This is a genomic window from Paenibacillus sp. Y660, from assembly GCF_057221575.1.
The window spans coordinates 39,288-58,903 of record NZ_JBXBBJ010000005.1 but is presented as its reverse complement, the minus strand read 5'-3'; the positions used below and the strand labels follow the sequence as shown (position 1 = coordinate 58,903).

Below are 19,616 nucleotides of genomic sequence, written 5' to 3'. Positions count from 1 at the left end.
CTTCAATTGGTCATGGCTTTCTGCTGTTATATGGAGCTACTTGCTTGAGAAAATTATTCATCAGCAAAGGCAGGGAAATGAGAATCGGCGGATCGTCCGGTCGAGGCGTATAGAGCATAACCTGCTGATGTGGAACAGCAAGTCTGCCCGTGACGGTAATTGGCTCTCTGGTTCTTGTTCGCAGCGTGTTTTGCGGCAGCAAAACATCATTTGCTTGCATCCCCCAAGAAACCGATGTAGCCATCAGATAATAGGTGCCGGGTTTGACGCCCGTCAAGCAAAACTGGCCAAGCGAGGAAAGCAGCGTTCCGTATAAAGGCAGACCTTCAGGGATTGGTTTGGCGAACAAACCGATCAGAACGACTCCGTTAAAGGGAATCTCAGCATGAACGGTTCCTTCAATCCGGTCGTATTTGTTCGTAGAAATTTCAAGCTTTGTCCAATCGTTCAGCTCTTGCAGAGAACGCATTTGATCGTCCACTTGAAGGGCTGAGTTGCGAAATTCAGACGGCGTCACGCCCACTCGCTCGGTAAATCTGGAGGTAAAGGTTCCAAGGCTTTGCTGCCCGATCTCGAGTCCAACATCGCGAATGCTCAAATTCGTATGCAGCAGCAAAGCCTTCGCTTTTTGCAAGCGATGGGAGGAAGCATAATACAAGGGAGAGAGACCGACTCTCTCTTTAAAAATACGAGTGAAATGAAAGCTGCTATAGCCGGCATGCTGTGCCAATCGAGAAAGCGGCAGCGGCTCATAAATATTGGCATGAATATAAGCGATTACCTCATCTATTTCCGAATACCGATCCGTCACCATCGCGATCCCTTCCCTCCGCCTATGCTCCGCCTTGTTAGCTTGTCAGCCAAAAAAACAGAACTAGTGTTCGCATAAATAATATCATATCTTTCTATTATATGGAACCCCTCATACGCATAAAGTAAAAAAACACCGACTGCTGCGGTGTTTTTTTATAGCATAGGTTATCTGACTTTCATTTCCGTTTGCGACGAGCAATGCGCTCGAAGCTGCAGCGCTTCAATACGTTCGAGCTCCTTATTCAAGCCGTACGCGTCCGCTTCTGTCTAAGGAGTATCATCGTTTAACTACTATCGGCTTCTCCAGCGCATAAAGCTCGTCCTCAAGCGTTTGCATCCGCTCCAGGACGGCTTTGCGCGCATCATTAATCGCGTGATTATACAAATGTGGACCTATCTCTTGAATTATAAATTCGAGCAGCTGCTCCGCTGCGATTGATCCGAGCGTCTCTGAACGCTCCAGCTCGAAATACTGCTGAATCCGGCCGGTCATCTGCTCCTTCTGTTCCTTTGGCAGCTTCATCATTAACATCGTTTTACCCCTCCAATTGTCCTTTTAGTACCGTTACCGCTTGTCCCGACAAATAAACTCTATCGCCAACCGGCTTCACCTTAACGATTCCGCCACGCTGAGACGCCTGATAACCGACGAGCTTGTCCTTGCGAAGCCGCTTCGCCCAGTATGGCGCAAGCGCGCAGTGGGCCGAGCCCGTAACGGGGTCCTCATCGATTCCAGTTCCAGGATAGAAAGCCCGTGACACAAAGTCATATACAGAGCCAGTCGATCGACTCGTTACGATAACGCCTCGAGCTTCCAGCCTCGCAAGCATCGCGAAGTCCGGTTGCAGCGTGCGAACCGTCTCCTCGCTGTCCACCTCAACAAAATAATCCATCCGATTGCGGCCAACATACCTAGGAATAAGTCCCAAGCCTTGAACAAGCTCCTCAGGCGCTATTGCTGCTTCCGGCGGCTCGGCTGGAAAATCCATCTCGATCCAAGCACCATCAAGCTTGGCCGTTAATAAACCGCTTCTCGTCATGAAGCGAGCCATTTCCTGTGCAGACAATTTGCCTGTCTCCCATAAAACATGCGCAGTCGCAAGCGTCGCATGTCCGCATAAATCAACTTCCGCAACAGGCGTAAACCACCGCAGGCCATAGCTCTCCGCTCCCGGCACAATAAATGCCGTTTCCGGTAGATTCATTTCAGCAGCTACCTGCTGCATCCAGCCTTCAGGCTGCGGCTGCTCCAATAAACAGATGGCAGCCGGATTTCCTTTGAATCGTTCATTTGTGAAAGCATCTACGATATATAATTCATGGCTCATCTCTCTATCCTACCTCCCTTCATCCTTGCATCTCCAAACAAAAAAGAGCCTGCCTTCGCAAAACGAGCCGGAGCGAATGTCTTCCATTCGATACTCCGTTCGTTTGCGCGCAAGCACTTCATATAAATTATCCTTTGAGCGGAATAAGCAATTCTACCGGCTCTTCCTCCAAATGATGCTCGTCGATATAAAATAGTTCCAGCGATACGGCGTTTTCCTGCTTCTCTAGCCGCAGCTCGTTTATCCAAGTATGAAGCTGCTCATACCCTTCGCCGATTCTTTTGTTTGAACAGGCTACCATCGCGTATCGATGCTCAGGAATCGTGAACTGCACCATGCCGGGAGGAATCTCCTCGAGATGCTGAACCTCATAGCAAGCAAAGTACGTTGCAAAAACTTCATTTCCGAAATAGGGACTATACAGCACCGTAGATTTTGCAGCGTCATTCAACTCATGTTTGCGTGTCAAAAACTCGGTTTGCAGCCGAATCGCCTCATCCGGAAAGGATGAATACGGGCCGCAGTAGCTAATTCCTGCCAATTGGAGCGCAGGCTTTGTGACGATTGAGCAGTTTTCCACGCGGTTTCCTCCTTCGAATCTGTCAGGACTTGTGCGCAAGGATGAGCTTTCTCTGCACTTAGTGTATCATGCTTTACTAGTAAATGGATAGTCGTTTCGCCTTTAATCGTTCCAAGTAACAGAATATACCTGCTGCGCGGCAATTGCTACTCCATTTCAAGCCGCTTCATAAATTCTTCTACCGCGCTGTACCCTTGCTGTCTTAGGTACCAGTTATTAGCAGCCGCCTCAATCAAGCCAGCGATATCTCTTCCCGGCTGAACCTGAATTTCGATATGCGGGATTTGCACGCCAATATATTCCGTAAACTTTGGCACAAGCTCCAAATCATTGTTCAGCTCATTGTCCCGCCATTTGGTCAGCTCAATATCCAGTACAATACGCGTCTCATCCTGAAAGGCCTGCCTGCCGTACAGCCTGACTACATTAATCAAACCGATGCTCCTCAGCGCTAGAAACTCCTTCGTTTTCCCGTTGTGTGTGCCCAGCAGCGTTTGCGAGCTTAGCTTTTTCAATACGACAATATCGTCAGCTACCAGCCTAGAGCCGCGTTTGATCAGCGTATGTGCGGTTTCGCTCTTGCCGATGCCTGATTTGCCGCGCAGCAAAATGCCAATGCCCGATACGTTCAAAATGATGCCATGTATTGAAATTTCCGGGGCAAGCGTATTGAGAAGATAAGCATCGAGCATCCCCAAAAATTGTGCCGTAGGAACATTTGTTCGCAGCAGAGGTATTCCCTCTTGATCGCAATATTTAGTCAAATATTTCAACCCTTCTTGACCTGCTGTAACGACGAAGCATGGCGGATGATATTTGACGATATTCCCGATATGATGATTTCGTTCGTCCTCGGTTAAGGTATGCAAATACGTAATTTCTTTTTTTCCTAATATTTGGACATGCTCCTGCGGGAAAAACTCAAAGTACCCAACAAACTCGAGTCCCGGGCGATAAGCCCTTGCCTTCGCGATTTGCCGATCCAGATTATCCTCTCCTGCAAGCACTTCTAATGAAAATCGCTCCGCAAGCTCTCGTACCGTTATCGATTTCAAAGCGAAAATCCCCCTTTGCTGTCATTTATGATCATATTCCACAACGTCCTTCTTATCCCTGCTTACGATCCAGTAGAGCGATAGTGACGAACGCCAAAGCGCCAAATGAGCAGACACGGTAAAATAAAAACAATACCCGCGATTGGCGCCAGCATGTACGGCAGGTCATTGCCTGATGTTTTGTCCAGCAGATAGAGCAAGGGCAAGTAGTTGACGCAGCCGAAAGGAATGATAAACGTAAAAAAGCGCGTAACCCATTTCTGATAAATATTAAGCGGATACTGGGCCATTTCCCTGCCGCCGTCTGTAAAAATATTAGCGATTTCAAGGCCCTGAATCGTCCAGAAGCACATCGTTGCAGCCAGCATAAAGATGCCGGTAAAAATAAATACGCCGCTCGCAATCATAAATAAGAGAGTGATGATCTTCAGCAGCGACCAATCAAGTGAAAGCTGGCTGATCGACCAAGCAAGCACCATGGCGCTTTGCAGCAGCCGTCCGACTCTAGTGAATTCGAACTTCGAGCCTAGCACCTGCAGGACGGTGCTGCGCGGACGCACCAGCAAGCGGTCAAAGTCGCCATTTGCGACCAAACTGGAAAACGAATCGAACCCGCGCGCAAAACATTCGCTGATTGCAAACGCCATATGGATGATAGAGAAACAAAGCGCTACCTCTTGAAAATCCCAGCCCTTGATCTGTCCAAATCGATCGAACAGAAAATACAAGCCTGCAAATATAGAAAACGGCAAGAGGAATTGTCCGAAAGAGAGCAGCCAAAACGAAGTACGATACTGCATTTGCGACTTAAACAGGATCAGCATATATTTTAAATACAATTTCATCTTCGTTACCCTCCATTTACGACTACTCTGCGGAGTGCTTTTGCCATCGCTGCTCTGCCAAGCCCCACCAATACGATGAACCATACGAGTTGGATAGCAATGCCGATAAGCGCTTCTTCCCTCGGAATATGACCGGAATAGACGCGAAATGGGAAATCGGCAGTAAAGCGAAATGGAAGTACATTTACGATGCTTTGCAGCCAGGATGGCATAAGCGGAACAGGTATGACCATGCCTGCCAAAAACTCGCCGATAACGCCGAACATAAGCAGCGAGCCCGCCGGTGATAGCGTGACGAAGACCGATATGTACATCAGCATGGAAAGAGAGACAATCAAGAATAACCCAAGAACGAGTGCCACGATAAACAATAATAAAGCAAGCGGGTCTGACGGAGCCGGCAATCGATAAGGTTCTGGCAGAAAAAAAGCAACGGCCAAAATAGGCAGGCTTCTGAGAATCGCGCTTGCCAGTCGTTGTGCGATCAGCTTGGCATACCATAACCCATAGATGCCGCTAGGCCTGCAAAGCTCATATGCGATATTGCCCGTTGTAATGAGCTGGAACAGCTCATTGTCACGGAACCAAAGCATAATAAAAGCTAAAAACGCTTGCTGCAGCCACACATACGTAATGAGTTGTTTTAATGAAATGGGAGGCTGCGTAACAGCCCCGCTGTAGAACGCTTCAAACACCATAATGATAATGAAGCCCCAGAAAAATTGGGTTGCGATTCCCGCAAGCGCTGCTGTACGGTATTGCAATCCATTCGTCAGGCGCAGCTTAAAAACCGATAGATACGCCTTCATTATATTTGATGCTCCTTGTACAATTGTACAATCATATCCTCGATTGGCAGCGTGTCTATCGTCATATCAAGAAGCTCTACCTGTGCGGATATGCCGATCAACAGCTCCGAAATATTGACCTCTGCCGTATCGACGCTAAGAACCGCTCGCTCGGGAGACCATGACTCAACGACCGCGCCGGGCACCTGAAGCGGCTTCTCCTGATGGCTGTATAAGACGGTAATCGTCTTCCTTGTTCCGAACTGATTCCGAATGGCGTTTACACTTCCGTCGTATAGAAGTCTCCCTTTTCCGATCAAAATGATCCTGTTCGCCAGCGCTTCAATGTCGTTCATATCATGCGTGGTCAAAATAATCGTAACGCCCTTCTCCTCATTAATGGTGCGTATAAATCGCCGTACTGCAATTTTGGATACCGCGTCAAGTCCAATCGTCGGCTCGTCCAGAAAGAGGACGCTTGGGCTGTGCAGCAGCGAAGCCGCTATCTCGCAGCGCATCCGCTGCCCTAAGCTAAGCTGCCTAACGGGCATTTGAATAATGTCCTGAAGCTCCAGCGTTTCCGTGAGTAAAGCCAGCGTGTCTCTATATTCCTGTTCCGGCACTTTGTAAATATCCCGAAGCAGATCGAAGGAGTCGATGACAGGAACATCCCACCATAGCTGAGATCGCTGTCCAAAAACGACACCGATATTTTTTACATAGTCAACCCGATCCTTCCAAGGCGTGTATCCCATTACTGTACAGGTGCCGCTGTCTGGGACAAGAATGCCGCTCATCACTTTGATTGTCGTAGATTTGCCGGCGCCATTTGGCCCGATGTAGCCTACGATTTCGCCGGGCTCAATCGTGAAAGAAATATCATTAAGCGCTTCCACGATCTTATAATCCCTTTTAAATAAAGCCTTCACAGCCTGTCTGACGCCGGATGAGCGTTTTGCAACCTGATACGATTTGCTTAATCCATGAACTGTTATCACGCTTGTTACCTCCGTACAAGATTTGAGAGGAAGATATTAACATCCCGCCTATTTGGTGTCAATCATTTTCTTATTTTAAAAAATCAAAATCGCTCTTCTTCTGCCATAAGGCTGAATGAAGAGCGATTCATAGGTGGAAATACGATTAAGTTATATTAAAAATTGAAAACGAAGTCATCGTCATTCAATGGCTCAACGTGAATCGTACGTACGTAGCCATTACCTTTTTTGGAGAAGAAATCATGCTGCTTCGTGTGCGTGCTGATGCCGTTGAACACGATTGGGTTAACCGGCTCCTCAGGGAAGTGAAGCTCCATGCCAAGGTTCATAAGCGCTTTGTTCGCATTGTAGCGGACGTAGACATTCACTTCTTCAGCCAAGCCGAGTGGTGCATACAGATGCTCGGTATACACGATCTCGTTCTTGTACAGCTCGTTCAGCAATGCATAAATCTCGATTTGCAGCTGTGCTTGCTCCTCAGGGCTGAACGTTTGGAACAGCTCCTGTGCAAGAACGCCAACATACAAACCATGAATGCTCTCATCGCGCAAAATCAAATCGATAATTTCGCCGCTGCTCGTCATTTTGCCTTGGCCAGCCAAGTAGAGCGGATAGAAGAATCCGCTGTAGAACAAGTAGCTTTCTAGAAATACGGAAGCTGCCATCGCTTTATACAGCTCTTTCGGTCCCGTAATATTCGAATACCACGAAGAAATCAGATTTGCTTTCTTTTGCAGCTGTTCATTTTTCTCCACCCATTGGAAAATTTCGTCGATCTCTTCTCCCGATGCGAGCGTTGTAAAGATGCTGCTGTACGATTTGGCGTGGATTTGCTCCATCATTGACATAAACGACAGCACCGCTTTGCGCTGCAAGCCATCTACATGCTCCAAAATTTTCGGCATGCCGATGCCGCCTTGAATCGTATCAAGCAAGGTCAGACCGCCGAGCACGTTTTTGTAAAGCGTACGCTCCGCGTCGGTCATTTCCATCCAATCCATTTTATCGTCAGATAACGGAATCTCTTCATCCGTCCAAAATTGCATCACGTTTTGCTGCCAGAATGTTAAAGTGAAATCGTCATCCGGGCGGTTCCAGTTTACTGCTTTCATTTGGTGAGCTCCTTCTTTGCTACGTAAGCGTCGATTAAAATTGAACTACTTAAACTGCGCAGCTCGTGCATTCCTCAACAGAAAGCCGCTTCGTTCTAGTATAGTAGAGCGATTTAAGCCCTTTTTGCGCAGCATAGACATAGAACCGCGCCAGCTCGCGTGTCGTTACATTGCTATTTACATGCAGGACGGACGAAATACCTTGGTCAACGTGCTGCTGAATTTCTGCAATTAGGTCAATCAGCTTGAACTGATCGATGTTGTAAGCCGATTTGTAATAGAAGTAGTTGTCTTGCGACAAATACGGCATTGGGTAATACGTTGTCGAGTTCGCGTACGTTCGCGTCTCGATATGTTCAACGATCGGCATAACGCTCGAAGTCGCATTTTGGATATACGAAATACTTTGTGTCGGCGCAATCGCTAGACGGTATGCGTGGTATAGGCCATGCTTCTGCACTTTCGCTTGCAGCTCTGCCCAATCCTCAGGCGATGGAATGTCCATGCCCTCGAACAATTCTTTCACTCTTGCCGTCTTTGGACGGAAATCATTCTCTACATAACGAGTGAAATAAGTGCCTTTGGCATATTCGGAACGATCAAAATCTTTGAACGTGATGCCGCGCTCTTTAGCAATTTCCATGCTTTGCTCAAGGGAGTAGTAGTTCATCATCATGAAGAACACGCCGGCAAAATCCTTCGCTTCTGCACTTTCGTATGCGATTTTGTTTTTGGCAAGGTAGCCGTTCAGGTTCATCGCGCCAAGTCCGACAGAGTGAAGCTCCTCATTCGCTTTGCGAACGCCCGGTGCATTGTCGATATTGGACAAATCGCTGACCGTCGTCAAGGCTTCGATCCCAACGTGAACCGATTCCTTCACTTTCTTGTGCTCCATTACGTTAACAATGTTTAGTGAAGCGAGGTTACAGCTAATATCGCGCTGAATAACATCCGCGTAGCCGTAATCTTTAATTTCCGAAGTCTCCTGCAGCTGGAATATTTCCGTGCACAGGTTGGACATTTTAATAGAGCCAATATCCTTCAAAGCATGAATGCTGTTGGCATTGGATTTGTTCATAATGTATGGGTAGCCGGATTCTAGCTGAATCGAGGCGATCTTTGTCAGCATGTCGCGTGCGTTCATCACTTTTTTCTTCGTTACAAGCTCGTTAGCGAGCAATTCCTCGTACATTTCATCCATGTCCATGTCGTCAAGATGTTTGCCGTAAGCTTTTTGTACGGAATGTGGACCAAATACGAAAAGCGGCTTGTTTTGTGCAGCAAGCTCATAAAATTTATTCGGAATAATAAGGCCGATAGACAGCGTTTTGATACGTGCCTTCTCGTCGGCGTTAATTTTTTTGCAATCAAGGAACTCGATAATGTCCCAGCCGAAAATATTGTAATAGCCGGCTCCCGAGCCTTTGCGTTGTCCCATTTGATCTGCGTAGGAGAAAGCATCCTCCATCAGCTTCAGCACGGGCATAATGCCTTTTGCTGCGCCTTCAACGCCTTTGATCGGTTCACCGCGTCCACGAAGCTTCGATAGGTTAACGGCAACGCCGCCGCCGATTTTGGAGAGCTGCATGCATGTGCCTAGCACGTAGTTAATTGAATTAAGAGAGTCGTCCATTTCGAGCAGGAAGCAAGAAACCATTTCGCCGCGGCGGCTCTTGCCCGCGTTCAGGAAGGTTGGCGTAGCTGGCTGCAAGCGCTGGTCGATCATCGCTTCGGCAATACGGAGTGCTTTATCCGCATCTCCTTCACCTAGATGCAAAGCTACAATCGATACCCGATCGGAGTATTGCTCTAAATATTGCGATTTGTTGTTCGTTTTCATCGCATAGTCCTTATAGAACTTCGACGCTGCCATATACGATTGGAATTCAAAGCCGCTGTTCGCCGTTAGCGTGAATACAGCCTCAACCTGCTCGTATGTATACTTTTCGAATACATTATCGTAATAATCGTTTTCGATTAAATAATCTAGCTTGTGACGAAGGGAGTCGAACTTCACGCTCTTCTCTTCTACTTCTTCCATAAATGCGGCAACAGCCTCTTTATCTTTATCCAGCTGGTAAAATCCGTCTGCACCGCGCTGCATCAACTCGTTATTCAGTTCAATATGCTTCAATGGTTCGCACCCTTTCGACAAAATGCTGCGTATCTTGATTCGTACCTGATAACTCAAATTTCAAAATGACGGGGACATCGTACTTTTCTGAGATCGTATCCGCGCTTTTTGCGAACCCGGCTCCCCAGTTTCGGTTGCCGCTGGCGGAAACGCCGCGGAGCATTTCGGAGTTGGTTTCTAGAAACGAAGTGACCTTCTCCGGTACTTGCCCGAACCCAGTTGTGTACGTGACCAGCACGAACGGCTCGTCCACTTCTTCCTTCTCATCGATAGGCACTGCCCGCATATTCAATTTTCTAATGAAACGCTTGACATTGCCTGTTTTGGAATCATAGACGACTAGCATAACACGTTCGCTCCCCTACTGAAAATAAGCAATTAAAAAGCGCTTCTGACTATCATTTCCGTCAGCTGCGCAGGTTCATGATTTACAAAGGTCTTATCATTAAAGGCTCTCTTCTACATCAATATGTAGTTTGTGTTTTTGATTCTACATCAATATATAGGAGTAGTCAATGAAAATTATGGAGAAAATATTAATCTATTTTTCGGACGCACTCGACTATTTTAACAGATGAGGATATGATGGGATAGTGACATTTTATTGCTATTTTGGAGGCCCAAATGAACCCAAAAACTACCGCAGAACAAATACGAGTATCCATTGAAAAACTGTTCAAGGATGCCGGATATTCGGTGCCTGAGCTGCTAATCTACATCGAAAAATTAGAAAAAGACCATGAACAAATGACCCAAACGATTAAGAAAATGAAGCTCGATTCCATCCGCAAAGCTTCTGCCGAAGCAGGAATGAACAGCCGATTGAAAGATGCCCTTCGCGAATAATGAACGCCGAGTGTCACAACATCTAGACATTTGCAAGCCGAAGTACCCACAAAATCAATAGCACTTCTCGTTCACCCATGCTCCGCTGATAAAATATTACAATCAGCACACAAATCGACATCATTCGACTCGAACACCACATCTAGAAGCCAGCGATCAGGTTGCTTCCAGAGCACATTCGCCCCTCATACCACAAGATGTAGTTACCAGAGCAGCACATAAGTGCTGCGCAACTGCCTTGGACTTCATTCATAAGCCGATTTCACTCTGTAAGGACATATAGGTGCTTACAGGCTTCAATATCTGGTTACTCTTCTCCTGTAAGCGCATATGTGTGCTTATTGCCCACTTTCGACCGCACTCATACGCCGATTTCACTCTTTAAGCACATATTGGTGCTTACAGCCCACAAACTCGGGTTATTCTTTGCCTGTAAGCGCATATGCGTGCTTATTGCCCACTTTCAACCGCACTCACAAGCTGATTACACTCTGCGAGTACATATAGGTGCTTACAGCCCACTAAGCGTCCAATCAAAAAAGAGCGTCCCATAAAGTCCTATCAGACCTTATTTGACACCCTTCGCTATTCATTTTGTTATTTAACAGCTGCGAAGAACAGACGCTCCGACTCGCTGTTTGGCGGCAGCAGCTCGAAATCGGCGTAGCGGTCGACCGTTTGAAAGCCTGCTCGCCGCAGCGCAGATTCGATCCACGCTGGATCGTATGCGCGCTGCACATGCGATTCCTCAAAACGAAAAAACTTGGAGTCGCCGTCGCGCGAGAAAATCGTTAAATGATGCTCGATCTCGCAGCGCTCCTCCTCGAAATCGCATGTCCAAATATATGCGACATCCCGCTCATCAAGCACGAAAGGCTGCTCCTCCGCATAGCGGATCAGCTGCTCGGGAGGGTGCATATCGAATAGAAATGTCCCGCCGCTGCGCAGGCCTGCGAAGGTTGCACGGAAAGCAGCTTCAATATCAGCTTCCTCCGTCAAGTAGTTCAAGCAATCGCAAAAGGAAATGACCGCATCCACAGGCTCCTGGAGCTCCCACTCGCGCATGTCCTGTTGCAGCCATCGGATGGTGCCCGAACGCGGTCTTGTGACCAGCTGAGGCGTCTCATCCCACTTGCTTCGGGCAACGGTAAGCATGTCCGAGGACAGGTCGATGCCGTAGACCTGAAAGCCCGAGCGGGCAAGCGGAATTGATATGCTCCCGGTACCGCAGCCAAGGTCAACGACTGTCGAAGGCATGCCATAACGCGACCAGCCCGCTCTAGCAAAGCCAAGCCATTCCGCGTAGGGCATGTCCTCCATTAGCTGATCGTAGACCTTTGCAAACTGTCCGTAAGAGCGTGTCATTGCTGATCAGCCCCTTCGGAATCGGACCCTTGCGCCTGCGTCTCAGCTGATTGTCCAACTGCATCATCAGCCTGTTCTACAGCCAGATACGTCCAGCTGCCCTTCTGAGTGACTAACCTTTCTCTCATCAGCTTGCCCAGCGCACGTTTGAACGCGCCCTTGCTGATTCCGAATTTTTGTTTAATAATGTCGGCATCCGTCTCATCAGAGTAAGGCATTCCGCCGCCTGGTCTTTCCTTCATAAAGGCAAGAATACGATCGGCATCCTCTACTCTTCCAATTTCCTTGCGCTGCGCCATCGAGAGATTGGCTCTGCCGTCTTCCCGAATGAAGGTTACGCGTGCGCTCACACGCTCTCCCAGCCGCAGCTGCCTGATCCGTTCAGCGCTTGGAATAAGCCCGTAAACGCCAAACCCTACAACGCCTCCGTCAATCATGACGAATGAGCCAAGCTGGAGCGTTTTCGTTACCCAGCCCTCGACCCATTGATTGTTCCAGCTCTCTGGCGCTGGGAATACGAGCTCCGAGAGCTCTTCCTCAAAGGCGATTTTCGCGACCAGTCTTCCGATTTTGTCATGCTTCATCACGACAAACACTTCGTCACCTGGTAGCGGTCTATATTCAATGCTCTCGGGCAGCTCTGACAGCGGCAGCAGCAATTGTCTGCCTAAGCCCATTTCCAGAAAGCATCCGAGCCTTGGGTGAACGTCCGCTACCTTCAGCCGTGCGAGCTCGCCAAGCTGTAGTAGAGGCTTCTTCATCGTAGCGGCTAAGCGGTCCTCCGAGTCATAGAAAATAAAGGCTTCCACATCATCGCCGATTTTTGGCTTGGAGCCAACAAGCTCGGTATAATGCATAAGCACATCCGATTCCCCATCGCTAAGGAAATAGCCGTAGGGCGACACTTCGCGTGCCACCCTTAACATTTGTGTTGTTCCAGCTAAAAAGCTCATGCGAACTCCACAACCTTCGCATCGGACCAAAGACGCTCAATGTTATAGTATTCACGCTCGTCGCGGTGGAATACGTGTACGATAACATCGCCGAGATCGATTAACACCCATCTTGCCGAATCCATGCCTTCAATACCGCGAACGCGATTGCCGCTTTTTTCTGCTTGCTTGCGAATTTCAGTTGCGATTGCCTGCACCTGTGTATCCGAGTTGCCGCTGCAGATAACGAAATAATCCGCCACCAAAGAAATTTCCTTTAAATTCAAGGCAACTACCCGTACCGCTTTTTTGTCTTCCGCTGCTGTGACCGTAATTTGCAGCAATTCATCCGAATGTAACGCCATAGCTCAGCCTCCTGTTATTTTCTATATTATTCCAATAATCCATTCCGTGCTTCTATCGTTAGCGGAAATATACGTTTTCCTTTTTCTAATAAGAAGGCAATAGTAGAGTTGAATCCTGCAAGCAAAGCTGCATTCAAATCCTTCTCGCTTAACTCGCGTATAACTGCTACTCCCGGAAAATCCCGCCCAGGCTCCATATAGTCAGCCAGACAAACGATTTTCTCAAGGTTCGACATTCCGCGGCGTCCGGAGGTATGGTAACGAATCGCATCCAGCACCTCAGCATCCGTGACGCCATATTCATGCTCGGCCACCCAAGCTCCGACAGGCGCATGCCATAGTTCTTTATCGTATTGGAGCAGTATGGATGGCAAATCCTGATCGCGAATGACCTGCTCCATCCGTTCTACTTTCCAATATTTAGCCACATCATGCAAAATGGCAGCCAGCTCGGAGCGAACCGGGTCCTCCCCGAATCTATTCGCCAATATGACCGCAGTTTCCATCACGCCTTGCGTGTGAAGCCATCTCCGCTCTGGCATTTCCGCCTTTACCTTAGCGATCATTTGCTCACGATTCATACAGGTTGTACCTCCTCATGTAGCTATTCACCGAATCCGGCACTAAATATTGAACCGATTGTCCAGCATTCACCATGCTTCTAATCGCAGTTGACGAAATATCGATTCCAGGCATTTGAATCAGCGTGATTCGCTCCTTCAAAAAGCTTGGCAGCGCGTCAATAGCAATGGGTTCACCTGGACGCTCTAATCCGATAAATGTGATTTGGGCCGCAAGCTGCTCAATCTGATACCACTTCGGGAGATCATTAACCCGGTCTGAGCCAATAATGTAGGAAAATGAATCGCTCGGATAGAGCCTCCACAGCTCCAGCACCGTATCATAGGAATAGCTTACTCCGCCGCGCAGCAATTCAATGTCAAGTGCGCGGAAGGAAGCATTGCTTTCGATTGCCTCGCACACCATCTCGAAACGATGCTGTCCGCTAACGCCCGGTTCATTCGCTTTGAGCGGAGGACCGTAAGACGGAATGAACCATACCTCATGCAGGCCGCATTGCTCGCGCGCTGTTTCCGCCGCGATCAAATGACCGATATGGATGGGATCGAAGGTTCCGCCCATAATACCAATCTTACTCACTAGTCGAACTCCTCCTTACATCAACCATAAAAAGGCAAACCAGCAACCGCTGCGAATGATAGTATGCCCTATTTCCCAGCTTTTGAATGTTACGATTACCTGCGTGCTGCGCTAGGAAGCTCGATTTGCTTGTTGTCCTTGGATTCTTTGTAGAGGACAATCGTCTTGCCGATCACTTGGACCAGCTCTGCACCTGCTGCTGCTGCGACCTCTGCTCCGATTTCCCTTGGATCGTCCAGGCAGTTGTTGAGCACGGAAACTTTAATAAGCTCCCGCGATTCGATAGCCTCTTCGATATGACGGACGAGGTGATCGTTTGTGCCGCCTTTGCCAACTTGGAAAATCGGCGTCAAATGATGTGCGAGTGATCTTAAATAACGTTTTTGTTTACCTGTAAGCATGTATGTGTTCCTTCTTTCATCTCAATAATTCGTCTGTTTCTTGCCATTATGATTAAGCTTGTCAGCCTTGCAGCGCAGCCAGCACAGTTTCCCGCATCGCTGTGACCGGAGCAGGCTGTCCAGTCCAATACTCAAAGGCGTATGCGCCCTGATAGATGAACATGCCTAAGCCGCCATGAATGCGGCAGCCGCGCTGCTCCGCTTGCTCTAAAAATGTTGTTTTTAGAGGATTGTATATTAGATCGCTTGCAACTGCGCCTGGCCTCAGCCAGGCTGCATCGATCGGCGTCTCGCCCGTTTTCGGGAACATGCCTACGGATGTCGTATTAATGACGATGTCCGCCTCCCCGCAAGCAGCTTGCAGCTGCTCATTCGAGATCGCTTCGATATCCGCAAGGTGTTGAAAGGTCGATGCGAGCTCTTGGGCACGTTCTACTGAACGATTGGCTACCGTGATGCGCGAGGGATTCTCGCTCGTTAAAGCATAGACGATTCCGCGAGCCGCTCCGCCTGCTCCAATTACGACGATTCGCTTGCCTGCAAGCTCATGTTCCGCTTCTTCCTTCAGCGAACGTACATAACCGATGCCATCCGTATTATAACCGATTAGCCGTCCATCATCGTTCACAATCGTATTGAGTGCGCCGATCGCCTGCGCCCCTGCGTCAATCTCGTCCAATACGGACATAATGTCCAGCTTGTGCGGAATCGTAACGTTGACGCCGCGAATGCCCATGGCCCGCACGCCTGCAGCGAAATCCGCTATACGATCGCTCGTTACGTGAAAAGCGTTATACACGCCGTTAATTCCCGTTTCCCGAAAGGCACGATTCATCATGATCGGTGACTTTGAATGACGAATCGGGTCGCCGATTACGCCATACAAAACGGTATTGCTGTCAATTCGGTTTTCTGCGCCCACACTCGTCACAGTGAATTCCCCTTCCAAAGCCAATTCTTTAGATCATCGAATCGCGAAGCATGACCTTAACGCCCTTCGGTGCATAAATATCAATCACAGCTCCGCCGGTACCGTTCACTTGAATCCAGCCAAGACCGGATATGAATACATCCTTATTCAAGCCGCGCTTCACTCGGAGCGAATGTCTAGTCCAAGCCGGGATGGTCTCCAGCTCCTCGAGGCTTGGCCCGCCAAGCAATTGCCCGCGGTGATCCGCATAGAGCTCATCAGCACGCTCAAGCTTCGTCCGGTGCATGTTAAGCGCATTCGATACGTAGAACGTAAAGGATTGGCGGTCGCCCTCGACAAAATCAAATCGCACAAGGCTGCCAATAAACAGCGACTGGCCTGAGTTTAATTGATAGACGAGCGGTTTAATCGGCTTGTCCGGCAATAGAGAGCCGAGAAAGCTGCGCGGCACAACTTCCGTCATCCGCGTTGAATAGACGATACCGGGCGTATCAATAATCGCTTTGCCATCCTCAAGCGGAATATGAACGGCGTCAAGCGTCGTTCCCGGATAACGCGACGTCGTTAGCTCACGCTCCATATCGCTGTAATCGCGAATAAGTCGGTTGATTAATGTGGACTTGCCGACATTCGTTGCGCCGACCACATAGACATCGCGACCGTTCCGGTATTGCTCCAGCGCTTCAATAACGCGCTCGAAGCCCATATTGCGCTTTGCGCTGCACAATACGACGTCGACCGTCCGCAGTCCTTCTTCCTTCGCTTGCTTCTGAACCCAGTTCCGAAGTCGATTCACATTCATCGCTTTCGGCAGCAGATCAATTTTGTTAACGACAAGCAGCACTGGATTATTGCCGACGAAGCGCTGCAAGCCTGAAATCAAACTTCCTTCAAAATCGTACAAATCGACAATATGTACGACAAGACTGTCCGTATTTCCAATGCTTCCAAGCAATTTTAAGAAGTCATCCTGATCAACCGCAACGGATGACGCTTCATTATAGTTGCGAATACGGAAGCATCTCTGGCAAATAACTGGATCGCGCCCATTTGCCGATTCCGGCAAATATCCTGGCAACTCAGGATTTTTCGTCTGCAGCGCGACGCCGCAGCCCGCACATGAGCCAGATGTCTGACTTAGTTGTTGTTCCATTACTTTGTTTCCCCCTCATACCATAGCCCTTTTTTTCTCAAGCGCACTAATGCAAACCGTTCAATCCGGCGATTAACTCGTGTCATAATCCCTTCATCTAAAGGAGCGATTGGCGTAACAAGAATGGTGTACAGTCCCATTCGATTGCCGCCAAGCACGTCTGTCAGCATTTGATCACCGATAACGACAGCATGCTCAGCCGGTAGTCCGAGTACGCTAAGCGCTCTCCGGAAAGATTTGCCTGCGGGCTTGCGCGCGGCATGAATATATGGAATATTCAGCGGTGATGAAAATTTCCCGACACGCGTTTCATTATTATTAGAGACGATAACGACCTGAAAGCCCCGTGAGCGCACGTAATCAAGCCACTGCACAAGCTCAGGCGTTGCTAGCGCCTCCTTCGCACCGACGAGCGTATTATCCAGATCCGTAATGATGCCGCGTACGCCTCTTGCGTGCAGCTCATCTAAATTAATTTCATACACTGTATTGACGCGCATATGCGGCAACAGCCGTTCAAACATAATGGATATCCCTCTGCTTTCTGCCTGCTTTCTTACGAAACTATACCATACAAACCAAATTTGTTGCAAAAAAATACCGCTGCCCATTTCACTGGCGCGCGGTATTTGTTCAAATTATGACGAATATTGTTACCTTAACTGATCGATTAATGACTTCACCTTCAGTACAAAACGATCAGCATCCTCGTTTGTTGCGATAACCGGGCTGTATTTGGCTTGCTCGAACCGATCCAGCACCGCATTGAAATCATCGCGCAGACGCTTCTGGCTCTGGGACCAGCGCATGACTGCCTCTCGCAGCGTCTCATGCTCCTCGCGCTCCAGCCCGCGCTTCTTGCAAATGCGAAGCAGCTTCTGCGTCTCAAGTACAATTCGGTCATTGGATGAGTACGAGCCGTGACGGAGCTTGCGCACGAAAGCAATAAGCTTGTCACGTCTAACGAAAAGCCACGCTGCTGCAGCTGCAGCAAGCAATCCAACAGAGCTCCATGCCCAAATTCTCGCATTCGATTTGCTTTCCGTTTTTACAGCTTCGGCAGCTTCCTCCGAATCGGTGCCAAGGTCAGGCAGTGTATCCTTCTCTTCCTCCGCGAACGTATAAGGGAACGAGAAGCCAGCCGTCGCTTCAAAGGGAAGCCAGCCGAAGCCCTCAAAGTAGATCTCGACCCAAGAATGGGCATCGGAATTGCGTACCGTATAAGTACCGGCACCGCTAGGATTGATATCCTCCCTAAATTCAGTTGGAGGTCCAAAGTCGCTAGCCGGAAGCACCCCCGGAGCAAATCCTTTAACCCATCTTGTAGGAAGACCAAGGCTTCGCGCCATTACCGCCATCGAGGTGGAGAAATAGTCGCAATAGCCTTCCTTAAGCTCAAACAGGAACTGATCGACAAAATCAGTTGTCGAGCCTGAAAGCTTCGATACATCCGGCTTGTTGTTGTAGTTATAATGGAGTCTTAAATACGTTTCCAGCATTTTTGCTTTGTCATAATCGTTGGTTGCCTCAGCGGTTACATCCTGAGCTAATTGCTTCACACGATCAGGCAGTGTATCCGGCAATTGCAAGTAATAACGATAAGTTGAAGCTGCCGTTTTATCCTTCCAACCTGCTTTTGCCTTCTTAAGCATTTCCTCGTCCAGAAAAGGTACAGAGGAAGTAACGGAGTAGGTTTTCGGATATATCCGGTTTTTTATTGACCAGTTCAACAGACGCAGCTCGCTCGAGTTAGGCACCCAGGCTGTTCCGGTCGGTAAAGGCGCTCCTTCATTTTCCATCCAATTTACCATACTAATAGGAGCCGCACCGAACAATACAGGATAAGCATCCTTACGTATCATCGTTACGATTTGATCAATCTCTATCGTTCCCTCCACAGGCGGTACATCTAAGGATAAAAGCCGTTCACCTTTCTGTACATTAACAACTCGGTCTCCAGCTTCCTCTAAGTCACCGTCTATCCAGCCTTCTCCTGTGTAAAATGTTTTCGATTCACCGCGCCAATAGCTCCGGTGCGAGGTGGTAACCGTCATCATCGGCGAATAGTCGTACTCAAATCCGCCGCCGAGTTCTTCATCACTTCTGCTATAGCCAGAGCTCGCATTGCCAGTACTTCCAGGAATATCCGAATCGGCCCCTTTATCGCCAAGAAATACTTGTACCGTCTCGCCCTTCGCTTCCTTCCAGATCGTGTAGGGATCCTGCAAAATCGGAGATATGGACGGCATATTCAGCCCGACCGTCATTACCACTGCAAGTACGAGTGCAATTGGCATTATTAATTGAAGCGGATATTCAATGAGCTCCTTCCAGCTGTTCGGATGCTCGCGCTTAAGCCTCGACATATGGCTTGCGACAAGCCATAGCAGCCCTATGAATACGACCATACCTACTTCATCCCAAAGCCAAATCGGAGTAAAGGAGTCCGCTATCGTCAGCACTAGAATGCTCGCGCCGACAAACCCGATCATGCGGATCCGCGTAGTCGTCCAAATACCGAACAATACATGAAGCAAAAGCATCGCAGCGCTAATCCAAATATATGGGTTCAGCTGTACGAAATGCGCTTGCAGCCACCAAATCCATTCCTCCCAACGCTGAGGGCTCGCAACCAGCCAATCCATTCTGGCTAGCTGGGTTGTAATAAGTATGGCGGCACATATTTGAACAATAAGCTTGTAATAGCGGCTGCGAAGCGGCAGCAGCAAATAGCGTATAGTAGACGATGGCGAATGTTTCATCCCACCAGTAGCCTTCAAAAATAGATATTGTATTCGCAAGAATAATG

The 19,616-nt window shown here is 48.6% G+C and carries 22 protein-coding genes; 1 reads left to right on the top strand and 21 read right to left on the bottom strand.

The window, feature by feature from the left end:
* Positions 1-10: 10 nt before the first annotated feature.
* The 11 genes from AC2TDN_RS08380 to nrdI form a co-directional block, all read right to left on the bottom strand.
* Complete coding sequence (locus tag AC2TDN_RS08380; protein ID WP_484687624.1) at positions 11-814, bottom strand: helix-turn-helix domain-containing protein; 804 nt, start codon at positions 812-814, stop codon at positions 11-13.
* A 276-nt stretch (positions 815-1,090) separates the two neighbouring features.
* Positions 1,091-1,345, bottom strand: coding sequence for a DUF2164 domain-containing protein (locus AC2TDN_RS08375; RefSeq protein WP_482066684.1), 255 nt, complete (start codon positions 1,343-1,345; stop codon positions 1,091-1,093).
* A 4-nt stretch (positions 1,346-1,349) separates the two neighbouring features.
* The gene (locus AC2TDN_RS08370; RefSeq protein ID WP_484687623.1) at positions 1,350-2,141 is read right to left on the bottom strand and encodes a PhzF family phenazine biosynthesis protein; all 792 of its coding nucleotides are present in this window, start codon (positions 2,139-2,141) and stop codon (positions 1,350-1,352) included.
* A 127-nt stretch (positions 2,142-2,268) separates the two neighbouring features.
* On the bottom strand, positions 2,269-2,721 hold the full coding sequence (locus tag AC2TDN_RS08365; protein ID WP_482066682.1) for a GyrI-like domain-containing protein: 453 nt from the start codon (positions 2,719-2,721) through the stop codon (positions 2,269-2,271).
* Between the two features lie 146 nt (positions 2,722-2,867).
* The gene (hprK, locus tag AC2TDN_RS08360) at positions 2,868-3,776 is read right to left on the bottom strand and encodes an HPr(Ser) kinase/phosphatase (protein ID WP_484687622.1); all 909 of its coding nucleotides are present in this window, start codon (positions 3,774-3,776) and stop codon (positions 2,868-2,870) included.
* 62 nt (positions 3,777-3,838) lie between these two features.
* Entirely contained in the window at positions 3,839-4,621 is a 783-nt protein-coding gene (locus AC2TDN_RS08355; RefSeq protein WP_482066680.1) for an ABC transporter permease, read from the bottom strand.
* A gap of 5 nt (positions 4,622-4,626) precedes the next feature.
* Positions 4,627-5,430: an ABC transporter permease gene (locus AC2TDN_RS08350; protein ID WP_484687621.1), complete on the bottom strand. Its 804-nt coding sequence runs from the start codon at positions 5,428-5,430 to the stop codon at positions 4,627-4,629.
* The gene (locus tag AC2TDN_RS08345; RefSeq protein ID WP_484687620.1) at positions 5,430-6,407 is read right to left on the bottom strand and encodes an ABC transporter ATP-binding protein; all 978 of its coding nucleotides are present in this window, start codon (positions 6,405-6,407) and stop codon (positions 5,430-5,432) included. The genes AC2TDN_RS08350 and AC2TDN_RS08345 overlap by 1 nt, the downstream gene beginning before the upstream one ends.
* A gap of 155 nt (positions 6,408-6,562) precedes the next feature.
* Complete coding sequence (gene nrdF, locus AC2TDN_RS08340; protein WP_484687619.1) at positions 6,563-7,519, bottom strand: class 1b ribonucleoside-diphosphate reductase subunit beta; 957 nt, start codon at positions 7,517-7,519, stop codon at positions 6,563-6,565.
* 49 nt (positions 7,520-7,568) lie between these two features.
* The gene (gene nrdE / locus AC2TDN_RS08335; RefSeq protein WP_484687618.1) at positions 7,569-9,653 is read right to left on the bottom strand and encodes a class 1b ribonucleoside-diphosphate reductase subunit alpha; all 2,085 of its coding nucleotides are present in this window, start codon (positions 9,651-9,653) and stop codon (positions 7,569-7,571) included.
* A complete protein-coding gene (gene nrdI / locus AC2TDN_RS08330; RefSeq protein ID WP_482066675.1) occupies positions 9,640-9,999 on the bottom strand; it encodes a class Ib ribonucleoside-diphosphate reductase assembly flavoprotein NrdI in 360 nt (119 codons plus the stop codon). Before nrdI ends, nrdE begins: the two co-directional genes overlap by 14 nt.
* A gap of 278 nt (positions 10,000-10,277) precedes the next feature.
* Between nrdI and AC2TDN_RS08325 the strand changes: the two genes are divergently transcribed.
* Positions 10,278-10,499 carry a hypothetical protein gene (locus tag AC2TDN_RS08325; RefSeq protein ID WP_484687617.1) on the top strand — a complete coding sequence of 74 codons (222 nt, stop codon included), beginning with the start codon at positions 10,278-10,280 and terminating at the stop codon, positions 10,497-10,499.
* A gap of 597 nt (positions 10,500-11,096) precedes the next feature.
* Here the strand turns inward: AC2TDN_RS08325 and AC2TDN_RS08320 are convergent.
* From AC2TDN_RS08320 to AC2TDN_RS08275, 10 genes are all read right to left on the bottom strand, one after another.
* Positions 11,097-11,864 (bottom strand): class I SAM-dependent DNA methyltransferase, encoded by a 768-nt coding sequence (locus AC2TDN_RS08320; RefSeq protein ID WP_484687616.1) that lies wholly within the window; start codon positions 11,862-11,864, stop codon positions 11,097-11,099.
* Complete coding sequence (locus tag AC2TDN_RS08315; protein ID WP_484687615.1) at positions 11,861-12,817, bottom strand: CvfB family protein; 957 nt, start codon at positions 12,815-12,817, stop codon at positions 11,861-11,863. The genes AC2TDN_RS08320 and AC2TDN_RS08315 overlap by 4 nt, the downstream gene beginning before the upstream one ends.
* Positions 12,814-13,161: a ribosome silencing factor gene (gene rsfS / locus AC2TDN_RS08310; protein WP_482066671.1), complete on the bottom strand. Its 348-nt coding sequence runs from the start codon at positions 13,159-13,161 to the stop codon at positions 12,814-12,816. Before rsfS ends, AC2TDN_RS08315 begins: the two co-directional genes overlap by 4 nt.
* Before the next feature lie 26 nt (positions 13,162-13,187).
* Positions 13,188-13,742 carry a bis(5'-nucleosyl)-tetraphosphatase (symmetrical) YqeK gene (gene yqeK, locus AC2TDN_RS08305; RefSeq protein ID WP_484687614.1) on the bottom strand — a complete coding sequence of 185 codons (555 nt, stop codon included), beginning with the start codon at positions 13,740-13,742 and terminating at the stop codon, positions 13,188-13,190.
* Positions 13,732-14,322: a nicotinate-nucleotide adenylyltransferase gene (gene nadD / locus AC2TDN_RS08300; protein ID WP_484687613.1), complete on the bottom strand. Its 591-nt coding sequence runs from the start codon at positions 14,320-14,322 to the stop codon at positions 13,732-13,734. Before nadD ends, yqeK begins: the two co-directional genes overlap by 11 nt.
* A 95-nt stretch (positions 14,323-14,417) precedes the next feature.
* Positions 14,418-14,723: a ribosome assembly RNA-binding protein YhbY gene (gene yhbY / locus AC2TDN_RS08295; protein ID WP_169083421.1), complete on the bottom strand. Its 306-nt coding sequence runs from the start codon at positions 14,721-14,723 to the stop codon at positions 14,418-14,420.
* 61 nt (positions 14,724-14,784) lie between these two features.
* Complete coding sequence (gene aroE / locus AC2TDN_RS08290; protein WP_484687740.1) at positions 14,785-15,645, bottom strand: shikimate dehydrogenase; 861 nt, start codon at positions 15,643-15,645, stop codon at positions 14,785-14,787.
* Positions 15,646-15,682: 37 nt separating this feature from the next.
* Positions 15,683-16,807, bottom strand: coding sequence for a ribosome biogenesis GTPase YqeH (gene yqeH / locus AC2TDN_RS08285; protein WP_482066667.1), 1,125 nt, complete (start codon positions 16,805-16,807; stop codon positions 15,683-15,685).
* Positions 16,807-17,331 carry a YqeG family HAD IIIA-type phosphatase gene (locus tag AC2TDN_RS08280; protein WP_484687612.1) on the bottom strand — a complete coding sequence of 175 codons (525 nt, stop codon included), beginning with the start codon at positions 17,329-17,331 and terminating at the stop codon, positions 16,807-16,809. The genes yqeH and AC2TDN_RS08280 overlap by 1 nt, the downstream gene beginning before the upstream one ends.
* Positions 17,332-17,460: 129 nt before the next feature.
* Positions 17,461-19,569, bottom strand: coding sequence for a DUF4129 domain-containing transglutaminase family protein (locus AC2TDN_RS08275; protein ID WP_484687611.1), 2,109 nt, complete (start codon positions 19,567-19,569; stop codon positions 17,461-17,463).
* Positions 19,570-19,616 lie beyond the last annotated feature (47 nt).

What these genes read in the sequence shown, in the direction of transcription:
- yqeH (WP_482066667.1), bottom strand. Translation starts at nt 16,807, where the DNA reads ATGGAACAACAACTAAGTCAGACATCTGGCTCATGTGCGGGCTGCGGC.
- AC2TDN_RS08370 (WP_484687623.1), bottom strand. Translation starts at nt 2,141, where the DNA reads ATGAGCCATGAATTATATATCGTAGATGCTTTCACAAATGAACGATTC.
- yqeK (WP_484687614.1), bottom strand. Translation starts at nt 13,742, where the DNA reads ATGAATCGTGAGCAAATGATCGCTAAGGTAAAGGCGGAAATGCCAGAG.
- AC2TDN_RS08280 (WP_484687612.1), bottom strand. Translation starts at nt 17,331, where the DNA reads ATGTTTGAACGGCTGTTGCCGCATATGCGCGTCAATACAGTGTATGAA.
- rsfS (WP_482066671.1), bottom strand. Translation starts at nt 13,161, where the DNA reads ATGGCGTTACATTCGGATGAATTGCTGCAAATTACGGTCACAGCAGCG.
- AC2TDN_RS08325 (WP_484687617.1), top strand. Translation starts at nt 10,278, where the DNA reads ATGAACCCAAAAACTACCGCAGAACAAATACGAGTATCCATTGAAAAA.
- yhbY (WP_169083421.1), bottom strand. Translation starts at nt 14,723, where the DNA reads ATGCTTACAGGTAAACAAAAACGTTATTTAAGATCACTCGCACATCAT.
- AC2TDN_RS08380 (WP_484687624.1), bottom strand. Translation starts at nt 814, where the DNA reads ATGGTGACGGATCGGTATTCGGAAATAGATGAGGTAATCGCTTATATT.
- AC2TDN_RS08355 (WP_482066680.1), bottom strand. Translation starts at nt 4,621, where the DNA reads ATGAAATTGTATTTAAAATATATGCTGATCCTGTTTAAGTCGCAAATG.
- AC2TDN_RS08350 (WP_484687621.1), bottom strand. Translation starts at nt 5,430, where the DNA reads ATGAAGGCGTATCTATCGGTTTTTAAGCTGCGCCTGACGAATGGATTG.
- AC2TDN_RS08315 (WP_484687615.1), bottom strand. Translation starts at nt 12,817, where the DNA reads ATGAGCTTTTTAGCTGGAACAACACAAATGTTAAGGGTGGCACGCGAA.
- AC2TDN_RS08275 (WP_484687611.1), bottom strand. Translation starts at nt 19,569, where the DNA reads ATGAAACATTCGCCATCGTCTACTATACGCTATTTGCTGCTGCCGCTT.
- AC2TDN_RS08375 (WP_482066684.1), bottom strand. Translation starts at nt 1,345, where the DNA reads ATGTTAATGATGAAGCTGCCAAAGGAACAGAAGGAGCAGATGACCGGC.
- nrdI (WP_482066675.1), bottom strand. Translation starts at nt 9,999, where the DNA reads ATGCTAGTCGTCTATGATTCCAAAACAGGCAATGTCAAGCGTTTCATT.
- nrdF (WP_484687619.1), bottom strand. Translation starts at nt 7,519, where the DNA reads ATGAAAGCAGTAAACTGGAACCGCCCGGATGACGATTTCACTTTAACA.
- AC2TDN_RS08320 (WP_484687616.1), bottom strand. Translation starts at nt 11,864, where the DNA reads ATGACACGCTCTTACGGACAGTTTGCAAAGGTCTACGATCAGCTAATG.